General features: G+C 52.1%; 13 protein-coding genes. All 13 read right to left on the bottom strand.

The annotated features are described in order from the left end of the window. Window positions 1-37: 37 nt before the first annotated feature. On the bottom strand, window positions 38-439 hold the full coding sequence (locus NFS35_RS12875) for a protein-export chaperone SecB (RefSeq protein WP_251207533.1): 402 nt from the start codon (window positions 437-439) through the stop codon (window positions 38-40). Between the two features lie 10 nt (window positions 440-449). Continuing rightward, window positions 450-1,121 carry a hypothetical protein gene (locus NFS35_RS12870; protein ID WP_251207532.1) on the bottom strand — a complete coding sequence of 224 codons (672 nt, stop codon included), beginning with the start codon at window positions 1,119-1,121 and terminating at the stop codon, window positions 450-452. Between the two features lie 4 nt (window positions 1,122-1,125). Further along, window positions 1,126-1,572, bottom strand: a complete 447-nt coding sequence (locus NFS35_RS12865; RefSeq protein ID WP_251207531.1) for a hypothetical protein — start codon at window positions 1,570-1,572, stop codon at window positions 1,126-1,128. A 181-nt stretch (window positions 1,573-1,753) separates the two neighbouring features. After that, on the bottom strand, window positions 1,754-2,977 hold the full coding sequence (locus NFS35_RS12860) for a glycosyltransferase (protein ID WP_251207530.1): 1,224 nt from the start codon (window positions 2,975-2,977) through the stop codon (window positions 1,754-1,756). 81 nt (window positions 2,978-3,058) lie between these two features. After that, window positions 3,059-3,802 carry a glycosyltransferase family 2 protein gene (locus tag NFS35_RS12855; RefSeq protein ID WP_251207529.1) on the bottom strand — a complete coding sequence of 248 codons (744 nt, stop codon included), beginning with the start codon at window positions 3,800-3,802 and terminating at the stop codon, window positions 3,059-3,061. A gap of 1 nt (window position 3,803) precedes the next feature. Continuing rightward, window positions 3,804-4,688 (bottom strand): NAD-dependent epimerase/dehydratase family protein, encoded by an 885-nt coding sequence (locus NFS35_RS12850; protein WP_251207528.1) that lies wholly within the window; start codon window positions 4,686-4,688, stop codon window positions 3,804-3,806. After that, window positions 4,685-6,559 (bottom strand): polysaccharide biosynthesis protein, encoded by a 1,875-nt coding sequence (locus NFS35_RS12845; protein WP_251207527.1) that lies wholly within the window; start codon window positions 6,557-6,559, stop codon window positions 4,685-4,687. The genes NFS35_RS12850 and NFS35_RS12845 overlap by 4 nt, the downstream gene beginning before the upstream one ends. Window positions 6,560-6,581: 22 nt before the next feature. Next, window positions 6,582-7,199, bottom strand: coding sequence for a sugar transferase (locus NFS35_RS12840; protein ID WP_251207526.1), 618 nt, complete (start codon window positions 7,197-7,199; stop codon window positions 6,582-6,584). Between the two features lie 34 nt (window positions 7,200-7,233). Further along, entirely contained in the window at window positions 7,234-8,232 is a 999-nt protein-coding gene (locus NFS35_RS12835) for a hypothetical protein (protein ID WP_251207525.1), read from the bottom strand. Window positions 8,233-8,328: 96 nt separating this feature from the next. Next, the gene (locus tag NFS35_RS12830) at window positions 8,329-10,794 is read right to left on the bottom strand and encodes a hypothetical protein (protein ID WP_251207524.1); all 2,466 of its coding nucleotides are present in this window, start codon (window positions 10,792-10,794) and stop codon (window positions 8,329-8,331) included. Between the two features lie 153 nt (window positions 10,795-10,947). Next, window positions 10,948-11,937, bottom strand: coding sequence for a glycosyltransferase family 2 protein (locus NFS35_RS12825; RefSeq protein WP_251207523.1), 990 nt, complete (start codon window positions 11,935-11,937; stop codon window positions 10,948-10,950). A 45-nt stretch (window positions 11,938-11,982) separates the two neighbouring features. Further along, window positions 11,983-13,251, bottom strand: coding sequence for a glycosyltransferase family 4 protein (locus tag NFS35_RS12820; RefSeq protein ID WP_251207522.1), 1,269 nt, complete (start codon window positions 13,249-13,251; stop codon window positions 11,983-11,985). Beyond that, entirely contained in the window at window positions 13,235-14,590 is a 1,356-nt protein-coding gene (locus NFS35_RS12815) for a glycosyltransferase family 4 protein (RefSeq protein ID WP_251207521.1), read from the bottom strand. The genes NFS35_RS12820 and NFS35_RS12815 overlap by 17 nt, the downstream gene beginning before the upstream one ends. Window positions 14,591-14,595: the final 5 nt, after the last annotated feature.

The following is a 14,595-nucleotide window of genomic DNA, read 5'->3' as shown; positions in this document are numbered from 1 at the left end:
GAACTGCAAGATTTTGCTTTTCCCCAACATGGCTCATTTACTCTTCAAGCATCTTATTAATATTAAATGCCGGCAGCACAACACATTCCATCCCCGGTTGTGCCGTCAATAACGAAACTTCGCTTCTTAAATATGGCATCAAAATAGCAACCGCATTTTTACTGACTAAATCATCCTTTAATTCTTGTGTAATATCAGGACAATCCTCAATAGCAAAAAAACCTGTCAGGCTAATTTCAAAAGAATATTCTTCCGGTTTATCGCCATTCAAAACCAAAGTAATCCTATATATATCAGCACCCTGCTTTTGAGAAATATTTGAACGTATCCTTAATTCGATTTCTTTGTCATTTTTAAACCCCAATCTTTTAAATTCAATTTTATCAAAAACGAGCTTCTCCAATTTTAATACACTGCGGATACCATCTTTGTCTTGCATAATTTCTCCTCTATGCTGCATATGCTAAAATATTTATATCAGTTGACATCCATTCTTCATAATTTTCTTGTTTTGTTATTATTGTATTTGGATTGGACATAGCATCCATAGTCTCCCCATAAGCTATGTCATTACTCTGAAAACCGACTGATATTCTTTGTTGACAATCCCATAACTCCACAAATCTTTCCATAAATTCAAGACTATTTTCCAAAATCTCGTTTAATAGATTCTCATTATAATCTGGTTTTTGCAGCAAATCTTCAAACCGTTCCGTTGATAAGAACATATTATCAAATTTTTTAACATATGATGATACTTCATCTGTTAAAATCTCAAAATATGCCCCTTCCTGCGGCAAAACAGAACAATCTATTCCCTCTATATGTTTACAGATTACTGTATCCGACTCAATTTCTTCCCCGGATATAATCTCCCAGTATTTTGGCTGTTTTGTGAAAACTTCCCTCATGGACAATTTTCCATGTAATAAATTATATAATTCCAACTCTGAAAGGTTGACAACAATATAGCTTAGTTCCTCTATATCTGAACATAATACCACATAATATGTCTCGTCATCCTTGCACACAAAAAAAATCGGTATATCATTATAATCGACCAATGCCTGCTCCAAATATAGTTTATTGCCTTCAATATTAAAGCATAATTCTTTTTCCATCTCTTTATCCCTCTTCTATCTTAAACCCACTTACATCCGCGTTCTCAAACAGCCACCAGCAAACATGCCCGTCCTTTTCGTTTGTTTCCGCCGGGCCTCCTTCTTTATATACATTTCCTACCGCAATCTTCTTTTTAGGATTTGGAAATTTCATTTTTTGTTCCACTATTCTCCTATCCAAAAAACTAGATACTCCATAATAATGAGGATCCTTGCTCCAATCCTTTTTTATCCCTCTGGCATTTTTAGGTGTCTTCTTTAACTCGAAATATGATTTAAAATCTTCAGATTGTATAGTCCGATAATCATCTTTTTCCCGCACAACTGCTCTATAGGTCAATATAGGTTCATAATCAAGCAAAGCTGTGTCAGGCAGCTCGATTTCTTTTCTTAATAGTTTATCTTTTAACACAGCAGGAAACTTCATACATATTTCATCATCTAACTGCATCTCTCTTGTCCTCTTATATCTATTAAGATCAGTGTCTATATCATATTTTTAAGCAAATGTCAAGACTTGACATTGAATTTATTATAACACATATATTATTCCCAAAAAAGACTTGACATTTTCTACATTATATGTTTTTTGATAAAATATACCACTACAAGGCCTGGACAAGAGACAGACATTACCCATCCAGCAGGCTCCGATATATCTCCTGATACCTTTCCGCCATCCCTGTTACAGAATTCTCCTCCTGTATCCGCTCCGCCAGCTCCCTGCCCCGCAGCAGTCCGCTCCCCTCATCCAGCGCCTTTCTCACGGCATCCGTAAAAGCCCTCTGGTCACCGGCCTTTACCACAATCCCTCTCCCGCCGGCCAGCTGCTCCGGCGTCCCCCCTGCGCCAAAGCCCACCACCGGCGTGCCGCAGGCCATGGCCTCCAGCGCCGTGGTGGCGTAATTTTCCGCCAGGGACGGCAGCACGAACACGTCTGCCGCGCTGTAGTATTCCGCCAGCATCTCCGCACTGTCCGTGGCCGGCAGCGGAACGACATTCCCGCACTCCGCCAGCATAGCGTCATTCTTCGTCTCCCATCCTATCAAAATGACTTTCGCTTCCCCCTCAAGGTCTTTCGCCGTTTGAATGATATATTCCGCGCCCTTTCTCGGGTCACTGTAGCCCACGGCAATGCCCAGCACCAGCTTCTCTTCCGCCCCATATCCGTATTTTTCCCGACATTTCATCCTGTCTCTCGGGAAAAAAGTATGCTCCACATCAATACCATTCCTTACAGTGACACAGGGATACTGCTTCAAAAAGGATTTCTTCACCTCATTTGTCAGCCATTCGGACGGCGTGACGATTATTTTCTTACCGCCTGCCGTGAACAGTTCTTTCTTCCTCCTCCACATAAAAGCAGTGAAATCAAAAAACTGGCTTTTCGGATATCCGCCCAACTGCCGACAGTTTCCGCAGCCTGTCCGCCAGCGGTCACATTGAAAATGATATCCGCAATTCCCGGTAAAAGCATGACAGTCATGAAAAGTCCACACACATGGAATATCATGACTGTTGATATACTCAAAAAGCATCGGAAAATTCAGATAGTAGCCGTGGAGCGCATGCATGTGAACCACATCCGGCCGTATTTCTTCCATAAAATGAATCAGACGCCTGGTGGCCCGGCGGTTCCACCACCCGTTTATCCCGGCAAACCTGCTCAGAAAAGCGGAAAAGCAGATATCCGCATCATTGTCAAAGCGGTAGATGTTGGTCTCCCGGGGCATCTTTCCCCTCCCGAACGCCACATAGCACTCCTCCCCCTCCGCCAGGAGCTGCCTGTGGATGCAGGCCACGATTCTGGCCGCCCCGCCCTGATCATAATGACTGTTAATCTGTAATACTTTCATTTTCTTCTATCTCCTCAGCCAAAACCGCCAGCCCGCGAAAAGCCTCTTCTCAAATATATCGCCAAAACAACTGCCCCAAAGCTATCCCAGAATCATCTTCGCCGCCTCAATAGCCACACATTCCGCCAGATACCACCTGCTATACCCATTCACCCGATAGCAGTACCGATACCTGTCCCGAATTCTCCCCAGAGCCTCCTTTAGGTTCTTGCGGTTGCTGACCCCGCCCATACGGAAATTAGCCAGCACTTTGTCCAGGGTTCTGACGCGGTACCCCTCCCTGACAAGCTGCAGATAGCACCCATAGTCGTCATGAATCCCCTGGTTCCTGAAAGGATGGCTCTTATACAAATCAGCTCTCACAAACATAGTAGGATGGTTCCAGTCCCTGGAAGTCTGAAATCTGCGAAGTCTTGCCTTTTTCACAAAGCAGCTGCCATCTGCCTTGTGCAGCCTGATATCAGAAAAAAGCAGGTCGCACCCGCCCCTTTCAAACTCCCTCACCACCGTCTCCACAGTATCCTTCTCATACCAGTCGTCACTGTTCAGAATCCCGATCACATCCCCGGCAGCCAGGCGAATCCCCTTATTCATGGCGTCATAAATACCGCCGTCTTTCTCCGAAACTATGCGAAGCCGAATCCCTCTCCGTTCCATCCGCTCTCTGTAGCCTTCCGCCAGCGCCACAGTGCCGTCCGAGGACGCGCCGTCGATAATCAGATATTCTATCCCGGAATAGCTCTGGTTCAGCACCGATTCCATGGTGACGCCAAGAGCCCTCTCACTGTTGTAGGTTACGGTCACTATGCTCACTGTCTTTAGCATCTCAACTCTCCGTCAGATGCACGGATTCCTTAAACCCATACACCCTGTATTCCTCTTTGTACTCGCTCATTTCCCTCTCATAGACAATGCTTCCAAAGGCCTTGTCCGTAAGCGCCCCGAGCTTTCCCCCGATTTTGCCCAAAAGCACCAGACCCGGATGAAAGACGCAGGTCAGGGGCATCCGCTTCCCATGCTCCGCCGCAATGGCAGTCACCATATCCGCCGTGCGCACATATTCCCTGTTCTGGGGATAAAAGACGCCCCGCTCCCCATTCTCCACCATCAGCTCCACGAATCTGCACAGATTTCCGATATAGAGCATGCTGCGCTGATTGTCCTCCTTTGGAAAAAAGGGAAGCTTCACTGCCAGTTTCGCCAAAAGCGGATAATTTCCCCTGGAGCCTTTTCCGTAGATCATGGGAGGCCGCAGAATCACCACCCTGAATTCATCGCCGTCCAGCGCCTCCAATCCTTTCTCCGCCTGGAGCTTGCTGTCTCCATAAAAATTAGCCGGACTTGGAAGCGTATCTCTGGTAATCACTTTCCGCTTTCCGATTCCGGCGCTTTCTCCGTATATAATGATGCTGCTCATGAAGATGAACTGCCTGACGCCCTCTGCTTTCGCTTTCCCGGCGCACTCCACGGCCAGATCACAGTTCACCTTATAGTAAAGCTGCCTGCGCTCCTCCGAGACATTTCCCACATCCGCGTGGGCCAGCCCCGCCACATGGAAAACGCTGTCATATCCATGAAAATCATGCTCCCGCCATGCCTCGCCCTTCATGTCCAGCGTCTTGGTCACAACCTGGGAGGAATGCCCGGCTATCCAGTTCTCAAAGGCAGTGCCGATATAGCTGCCTGCCCCGGTAATCAACACTCTCTTCATTCCACATCCTCACCATCCGCATGATAGGTGCCCACAATCTCCCGAATCTCACTCCTGATATCCGAGGATTCCTTTTTCGCCGCGGTTATCAGCTTCTCCAGCTGCCTTTCAAAAACAGCCGCGTCGAATCCGACCGGTCTTTCGACAAAAATCATCCGGTTCGCCGTCTTCTCCAGTTCTTCCTGCTCTATCAGCAGCTCCTCGTACATCTTCTCTCCCGGACGCAGCCCGGTAAACTTAATTTCGATATCCTCCCCGGGCCGATATCCCGAGAGCTTGATCAGGTTCACGGCCAAATCCAGAATCTTCACCGGCTCTCCCATATCCAGGACAAAAATCTCCCCGCCTTTCGCGTAGGCTCCCGCCTGCAGCACCAGAGACACTGCCTCAGGGATGGTCATGAAATAGCGGATGATTTCCGGGTCAGTCACCGTTACAGGGCCGCCCTCCGCAATCTGCTGCTTGAACAGAGGAATCACGCTGCCATTACTCCCCAGCACATTTCCGAACCGCACCGCCACATAATTTGTCTTCGACCTCTGATTCATCATCTGGATGATCATCTCACAGATACGCTTGGAAGCGCCCATGACATTGGTGGGGTTCACCGCCTTATCCGTAGATATCAGCACAAATCTGTCCGCACCGTACCTGTCCGCCGCCGTGGCAATCTTCCAGGTACCCATGACATTGTTCTTAATCGCTTCATTAGGGCTGTCCTCCATCAAGGGCACATGCTTGTGAGCCGCCGCATGGTACACGATTTCAGGCCGGTATGTCTCAAAAACCGAATTCACCCGGCTGGTATTGCGCACAGACCCGATGAGCACCACCAGATTCAGCTCCGGATACTGCCGCATCAACTCCTGCTGCACCTCATAGGCATTGTTCTCATAAATATCCAGTATGATCATCTTTCTGGGGTGATGGGCGGCAATCTGTCTGCACAGCTCTCCTCCGATGGAGCCGCCGCCCCCCGTGACCAGCACCACCCGGTCACTGACATAGCCCAGAACCTCCTCGGAATTAATCTGAATGGGCTCCCGCCCCAGCAGATCTTCTATCTCCACTTCTTTCAACGCAGACACGGACACATCCCCGTTTATCAGCTGATAAGTACCGGGAACTGTCCGCAGCTTACACCCGGATTCCTTACAGATATCCAGGATTTCTTTTTTCGTCTTGTTATTGGCCGACGGAATTGCGAAGATAATCTCATCGATTCCATACTGAATCACCGCGTCCAGGATACAGTCCCTGCCCCCCACAATGGGGACGCCCCGCATCAGCTTTCCATGGCAGCCCGGCTGGTCGTCAATGATGCATCTCGCGCACAGATTCAGATACTGACTGTTCTCCAGCTCCTTGAGAATCATGTTGCAGGCCGCGCCCGCACCGATGATCATGGTGCTGACTTTCTGTTTCCGTTCCACCATACTGGCCCGCTTATTATTGATAATCCGCAGGATACGGTATCCGAACCGGATGCAGCAGGTGGCCGTGGTCAGCAGGAACCAGTAAAGCACATAGTAGCTTCTCGGCATCCTGTTGCCGGAGGCTGTGCAGTAAAGCAGCTGACCTATAGCCGCACAGGTCGCAGCCAGGATGATATTGATCAGCTCATTGGCGCTGGCATAACGCCACACGCTTTTGTACAGTTTCCAGATGACAAAAAAGAACAGGGTCAGCAGGACGTTGGGCACCATGGTGTTCTCATAGCTCTGCATGAAAAAAGGATCTATGCTGCTGAAACTAAATTCATACCGAATATACAGCGCCGCAAAGGATGTCACGATAATGCACATGATATCCATCAGCACCAATGCGATAATTCGATTCAGAGGAATCTTCGAGAAATTCCTTGTCTCCATTTGCACATACCTCTCACGTATTTCAGCTGTCCCTTCGCTTTTCCTCTTTCAGAGCGCCCGTTCCGCCCTCCACGACACCCTCCTGCCTTGCCACGGAAATCACTGTCCTGAAAAGGCACCTAAAATCCATGGCAAAACCCATCTTTTTCACGTATTCTCCGTCCAGCCTTGCTTTCACCTCGATGGGCAGTTCATCCCGTCCGTTGACCTGAGCCCAGCCGGTAAGGCCGGGCAGCACCTCGTTGGCCCCATATTTGTCCCGCTCCGCAATCAAGTCGAACTGATTCCACAGGGCAGGCCTGGGGCCTACGATTGCCATGTCCCCTTTCAGGATATTGATGATCTGCGGCAGCTCGTCCAGGCTGCTCTTGCGCAAAAATCTGCCTGTCCTGGTAATATACTGCTCAGGATTCTCCAAAAGATGCGTGGGCATGTCCTTCGGCGTGTCAATCCGCATGGTGCGGAACTTCAGGATATAGAAATGTGTCTTATGGATGCCTACCCGCTTCTGTTTGAAAAGCACGGGCCCTTTGGAATCCAGCTTGATGGCTGCCACCAGCAAGAGGAAAACCGGTGACAGCACAATCATGCCAAGCAATGCCAGAATCCTGTCCATGATTTTTTTGACAGCAATATACATTGAACTACCTCTTACGCTTCTGTTTAAGCCTGTCCTACATCAAATCCGGTGACCAGCCGATGTCCGTATCTCCGCCCGGTGTAGGCGTCATCTCCGGAGGCTCAGGAGTCTGAGCGGGCGGATCGGGATTCTGGGCCGGCGGATTAGGCTCCGGCGCAGGCACGGGTGTCGGTACAGGCGTAGGCACAGGTGTAGGCTGAGGCGTCTGCACGGCCGGCTTTGGTGTCGCCGTAGGCTGAGGCGTAGGTGTAGGCGCAATCTCCCCATTCTCGTCATACGTCACTGTCGTAACCTTATAATCGAAATTCTCCCGGTTGGTCCACATATCGAAAGCTTCTCCCGCGCCTCCGGTGTATTCGGATTTCTTGTATTCGCCCACGATGATTCCCGCGGCATAGGTTCCCTGTTCCCGTTGGATACGGCCGCTCTCTCCGTCGAACAGCCATGTCTCGAACTCCCCCTCATACTTTCCGTCCGCCACACCGGTCTGCAGCAGCCATGTAGTTTTTCCTTCCTGCTTGAGTATCAATATACTGCCGTTCTCGCCCGGACAGAACACATTGATATGGGAATCTCCCTCGATATCAAAGCTAATCTGCAAGGTGAGCAGCGTGTCCGTTCCTTTCTGCAGGGAGTAGCTCCTGCCACCCTCATAGATTCCGTCACACATGGTTTCCAGCCATTCTTCCGCGCTTATCGCATGGATACCCTCTCCGATATATTCCGGAATCTCCAGATTCTGGCGCAAGGTTGTCATGGCCTCCAGCACTGCCGCTTCTTTCTCCGGCGCCAGCATACCTGCGTAGGACAACATTGCTGTCTCAGATGCCGCTGCCTCAGGCTCTGTTGTTTCCTCCGGATCCGGCGATGGTGTCTCCACCAGCTCACTCACATCTACTGGTTCCACCTCATCCACGACGCTTTCGCTGGATTGCTCACCAAAGCCGATACCGGCGCCGCTTCCGTCTCCGCATCCTGCCAGTATGGCCAGCGGCAGTATGCAGGCGCCTATCTTGTATCTCCATTTTTTCATTATAGTATCCTCCCATTTCTGTTCCGCAATGCGTTTTGATTCATCTTTTCCCGCAGCACCGTCACAAGTCTGCTGCTCCATTGCCGTCTGCGGCCGCTACTGCGCATCCGCGTCACTGACCAGCTTCTGCAGGAATGCGTAAGACTCCGAGCCCTGTTCATAAGTGCCATTGCTCAGCAGCACCCTGGCCAGTTCATAGATGCTCCTGGCCCTTGCAGGCCCATAGATGATTACCTGCTCCCCTTTCTTTTCCAGCACCGCATAGCCCCGGAAAGCGAACTCCGTCTTGTACTGTTCCACCGGAAGCCCCACTAACACGGAGGTGAACCGATAGCGTCCCTCCGCTATTTCAAATACAATATCCGTCCTGTTCCCATTGCTGTCCGTGCCATAAGAGATGCCTCCCGCCACTTTCGCGCCGCCCTTTATCATGGGGTACTGGCTCATATTGGCATTGTTCATCACCAGCGTGCCGTACTCTTTCAGCACATAGCCGTTCACGCCATTTTTCGTAAGCTTCGACCGCAAATCGGTGGAGATGCCGGTCTTGAACCGAATCCCCGTGTTGCCAGTGACACGGATGGAAAATCCGTGATAGGTCAGCAAATCCTGCAGGCCAGGCTCTGGCGTGGCAGTGTATACGGTTCCGTTGTGCGTCAGGCTCCAGATGTACATGCCCACCGGCACATCGTTATCATACTTATAGACCACAGCTGTCTTAGCGTTCGCATTCGGCGCGGTGACCACCAGGCTTCCGTTCCGCAATTCCCCCTGATAGGCTACGCCGTCCAGCCACATAACGGAATCCCCGTAACCTTCCGGCAGCGACAGCACTATTTCCATGGAAACACCCGGTTCCCCGCAAGGCTGTGCGGGCATATTCAAAAAGACCGGAATCTTGAACACGAAAGTACTGTCCAGAGCCCCCACTCCCTCATAAAGCTTCTTAATGCTTGAGCTCTCCGTAGTGGGAGCGCTGATATTCTGCATATACTGATGTGTGTAAGGCGCATAGGCATTTGGCGTTCCCGGCGGATTCACATTATACTTCTGAAGATACAGGGTGTCCTGCGCACGTTTAATATAATCCGCAGCAATAAAATCCGCTCCGCCCCGGATGGCGCTCTCCGCATTATTCCATCCATGGTTCTTCGCATATGTCAAACCGCTTTTATAAATCTGCTCGTTCGTAGTACCCGAAGCGCTTATATTGAAATAATTGTAATACCCCTCAAATCCCGGATAAGTGCCGGAAATCAGCGGCGAAGTGCCCTGGCCCTGCTCCTGCAGCACTCTGGCCGCCAGATGGAAAGGGCTCACCTTCCGTCCCTCTTCCCTGCCAACTTCCCAGAACAAAGCCGCATAGCTCTTATTGGTTCCCGGAGCCACCCTTCCGCCGTCATCCGTCATAAAGGTATTTTTCAAGAATTTGCTTACGGCATCCGGTGTATGGTACGTCTCATTGTAGGTCAGCAGTTCGAACTGGAAGATAGCGTTCTCTGTCAGGCCGTTCCTGGGATCCATATACTTCTCCACAGCCGCCCGGGAAGCATAATACCAGTTTCCGGTGTCATACAGCCCATTTTTCATCCACGCCGGGAGGGTCTTGTATACAAGACTCTTTCCGCCCTGAAGCTCGGCATCGATTGTTGCCTGCCAGTCCAGAGTCGTATTCATTGCCACGAAAGTCCAGTTAGGATGCTTCTGCTTCAGGACAGTCAGCGCCTGCCGGTAGCTCTCCGGGAACTGCTCGATGTCCGCATATCCGGCCCTTTCCCCACCCGCCGCATAGGCGGCGTCATTCATGCCGTAAACCTCCTCCCACTCCAGAAAGCGCTCATCCGAGCAGGCCAGGTATGTCCTGGGCACATAGCCATATATCGCCCGCCCCTGATAGTCCAGGCGCACATAGTGCCACACCTCCCTGTTCTCGTCCACAGCCATGTCCAGGATATTCACCGTCTGTCCGCTGAGCACTGTGACCGCCGCTTCGCTTTCATAAGAGGGCGCTGTCCGCACCGGATACTCATCGCTCAGATACACCAGAGCCATGATGTCCCTCTCGGCAGCGATCTGGGCCAGAGCCTCCCCGCTCGTCCGAATCCATTCCGCAGTCTCCTCATCCACATCCCCGGAAATACGAGAATTGCCTTCCTGCTGCCCATCGACGCTCCCGGAATCGTCAGGATTATCTTCCTGCTGCCCGTCCGCGCTCCCGGAATCGTCAGGATTATCTTCCTGCTGCCCGTCCGCGTCCCCGGAATTGTCCTTCTGCCCTGGATCGGCCCCTTCAGGAATACCGGCATCGTCCCCCTGCTGTCCATCCGCATCTTCCGGAATGCCGCCGTTCTCTCCCTGCTGCCCATCCGCCGCTTCGGCATTATCCGAGCTGCTCCCCTGCTGCCCGTCCGCGGCCTCAGAATTTCCGCCGCTCTCTTCCTGCCGTATGTCCACGGCCCCGGAATCCTCCGCTGCCCAGGCCACCTGGGACCATCTGATGCTGGCACTCAGCAGAGCCACCGTTGTCAATATTCCGCATATGTACCTTCCGTATCTTTTCAAACCTACTCCTATCTGGCCGCTCCGGCAGCCCGTAATTTTTCCGAATCAGCTTCGTTTCTATCCAGTGCAACCTATATCATCCCGTGAACAGCCGCCTTGCTTAGCATAGCATATTATTTGCCCAAACACTCTGGTAATTGTTTCTAAATCCCATCAGGCTATGCGCCGTAAGGCTGCGTGCAGCTTTCGTATTCCCCTGGGAGCTATAGCGAATAAGGTATGGTACACCTTATTCTTCCCCGTCAATATCCGATTCCACATGGCCTTTCCCCAGCTTCTCCGCAGATAAGCCACAATCCCGCAATACATCCCGTTGTCCTTCGTCATCTGCGAAATCGGAATATGCAGCAGATACTCCAGCCTCTGAAAAATCCCGAACCGGAACGCCGTCTCCTCCAGTCCCGGATAATCCCTTTTCACGATTTCCTCCACCATATCCGCATTTTCCACACAGTCCGCGTAGACCCGGGAAAAAGTCTCCTTATCCGCCTTTCTGGAATTACTGCCTATTCGATAAAACACATGATATGCCTGCTCCGGCAGCGACAGCACTCTCCCCATCCGCGGCAGCATCCGTACCAGCAGATGGAAGTCCTCATTCAGTTTCCCTACCGGGAAAGCCTCCTGCGGAAATAAGTCCCTGCGGATCAGCTTGGTACAGAAAGAGCAGTCCCCCCGGTGCATCAGCAGTTCTTTCATGAACTCCCTGTTTTCTATTACCTCTGGTACCTCTGGCGGCACACAGATATCCGGCAAAGGATTTCCCTTTTCATCTGTCTCATCTCTGGCCACCTGGGCCGCGGATACATGAAAATCCTGAATCCCCCGCATCAGCAGCTCATACATATCGGAGGCAATGTAGTCGTCGCTGTCCACAAATCCCACATACTCTCCCTTTGCATGCGCAAGCGCCAGATTCCTGGCGGAGGAGGAGCCTCCATTCTCTTTATGACAGACCCTGATGCGCTCATCCTCTTCTGCCAGCCTGTCGCAGAGCTGTCCCGTACCATCCGTGGAGCCGTCATCCACCAGAATGATTTCCAGATGCTGGTAGGTCTGTGCCGTAATGGAGCGGACGCATCTGGGCAGATAATCTTTTATATTATAAACTGGTATGATGACCGTAATCAAGGGGTTATCCATTTTATTAAGCTCCGTATGTTTTTACGTCTTTTTATATTCAAGAAATCAAACCTGTTTCTGAAATCGCTCTGACAGCGCCCCGGCCTGGGCACAGGGCGCATATCCGGCCCTTCCTGCAATCTGCTGTCCTTCCGGCTTCCGGACTGTCTCCGCAGACCTTTGTCCCGGCTTGTCCATGTTCCCGCCCGTATCCGTCTCCGCACATGAGAGCCCTGTAAGATGCCCTATCAGCTCCAGCAGCCTTTCCGCTGCATTCTCCGCATTCCAGACATCGGCAATCGTCCGGTAAGCCGCCTTTCCCAGTTCCTTTCCAAAAGCCCTGTCCCGCACCAGCCGCTCTGCAGCCGCAAACAGCCGGTCCGCTCTTCCGTCTTGATAAATCAGGCCGTTTTCTCCGTTTCTTACCAGATAAGGCACCGCGCCGATCATATGATCCGCCACCAGGGCACAGGCGCTGTTCATGGCCTCATTGGCCACTGCGCCCCAGCCCTCCTGTCTGTCGCTGGTGAACAGGAAAATATCCGCCTGTTCCATATATCGGCGTACCTCCTCCGGCGGCTGATAGCCCAGAAACGAAACACAGTCGCCCAGTCCGTATTTTTCCGCCAAGTCTTCTGTCTGTGACCGCAGTTGTCCATCCCCGATGATATCCAGGTGGAACGTCAGCCCCTTTTCTTTCAGAAACCTTGCCGTCTCCACCGACAGCTCAGGATGTTTCCAATCAATCATCCGGGCCGCCCAGAGCAGATAAGGAATCTTTGTTTTTCCGTATCCTTTTTCACTTAAAAGCATATCCACATCATAATGTTTCGTCTCCGGAAAATATCCCCAGCAGTACATTTTCCCGGGATACGCCCGAATGATTGCGAAATCGGAAGCCACATAGGCTCCCGCGCAAAGCAGGTAGACCGGCGCCTTCCGATGCCGGGTGTGATCATGGTACTTCTTCCACAGCCCCCTGGGGGATACCGCTTTCCACTGTCCGGTCTTATACAGCCTCTCACTGATGCGGATGACTGTCTTCCCGGCCTCCAGCCTTTCCTGAATATAGCTCTCATCATCCGTCCCGCCGAACAGCGCCACATCGCAGTCCAGAATCAGCTGCCTGCAGCCCGCCGGCTCCTCATAGAAACAGCGTACATACGCCGGCCGCTCTGCCGCATGCCATCCCATCCGCACCCGCCCTTCCTCCATGGGTTCCGTCTGTACGAATACGAAGCCTCCCTGCAGAAGCTGGTACATGGCATTACAGAAAGGAATCTGATGATGATTGATGTAGTTGGATATAAAAGCTATTTTACAGGATTTTCCCATATATTTCCACCAGTTTTTGATAATTTTTCTCTCTGTCATGGGTGCGCAGCGCATGATTCCTGGCATTGCGACAGTATTCCTCCCTTTTCCCGGGATCGCGCCACATTTCAAGCACCGCCTCCGCCAGCCGCCCGGACACCGCCCCCAGCTCTCCGGCCCCTTCCGCCCCCGGGCCCCCGGATGCGCCGCCGCGGTCAGACCCCCTGTACAGGATGCCGTCCACCCCTCCCGTAAATATGCTGGAGACGCCGCCCACGTCCGCGCTGACGCAGGGCACCCCCAAAAGCATGGCCTCCCCCAGGGAATTGGGGGAATTCTCCACAGAGGAGCAGCAGACGAACAGGCCGCACTTTAAGTATCTGTCCCGCATCTGCCCCGCGTCCAGCTTCCCCAGGAAGCACACCCGCCCCTCCAGCCCCAGGCCAGTCAGCATTTCGCGCAGGAATCTCCCATAGCCCGATATCTTCAGCTTCTCCTTCCATGTACCGTATGCCACCAGGCTGTTTCCCGCCACATACAGCTTTGCCTCCGGGTATTCCGCCAATATGATCCGCAATGCCCGCAGCATATAGTGCAGCCCCTTCAGGGGATAGTCCCCCTGGCTCAGGAAGATGGAATAGGGCTCGCAGGCCTCCGAATCCCACACCGGCCCGTAGAATTCCTGCCGCAGGCTCTCGTTCATCTCAAAATACCGGGCCTTCGGATTCCAATCCCTGGCATACATCCTGTCCCAGCGGGTGCGCCCGGTGATGTTCCCGGCCAGGCCCACTGCCTCCCGCTCCATATTCCCCCGCAGGACGAACTTCTCCTGCTGCCGGCGTAAGCTGTCCTTTTTCACCCAGTCCCGCAGCGTCACCCGGCGGATGGCCTGTTCGGGCAGATCCGCGTAATACCCCTGGGCCAGCAGGGTGCAGAGCCCCTGCATGCCCAGCAGCAGCCTTTCTTTTTCGGGGAAAATCCTGCACATGGCCAGAGTGTGGGGATATTCCGTGCCGAAGCAGTGCACGATGTCCGGCTCTACTATAGAGACGATTTTTTCAAGCGCTGGTTCCAGTCTCTCGTCATATTTTTCCGCATGGTTCACATCCTCCGGAAAACCGTAGAAAGAAAAGGATCCCCCACTCTGTGCCGCCACCGTCCCGCTGCGGATTTCCTGCCCCCGGGGAAATCTGCAGCGGGGCAGAGGAAAAGCCACGGAAAGCTCGATGCGGTTCTCCCCATGGCCTGCCAGCACGGATTCCGCCATCCCGCTGACCCAGCCTTCTTTATTGGAAACCTCCATCCCCATCTGGCGCGCCGCCATAGGCAGCACGATATTGCATAGCCATAAGACTTTCATGATCG

The organism is Acetatifactor aquisgranensis (assembly GCF_943193215.1).
Lineage (GTDB): Bacteria > Bacillota > Clostridia > Lachnospirales > Lachnospiraceae > Acetatifactor > Acetatifactor aquisgranensis.
The sequence above is the reverse complement of the archived record's forward strand: the minus strand, read 5'-3'. Positions and strand labels throughout refer to the sequence as shown.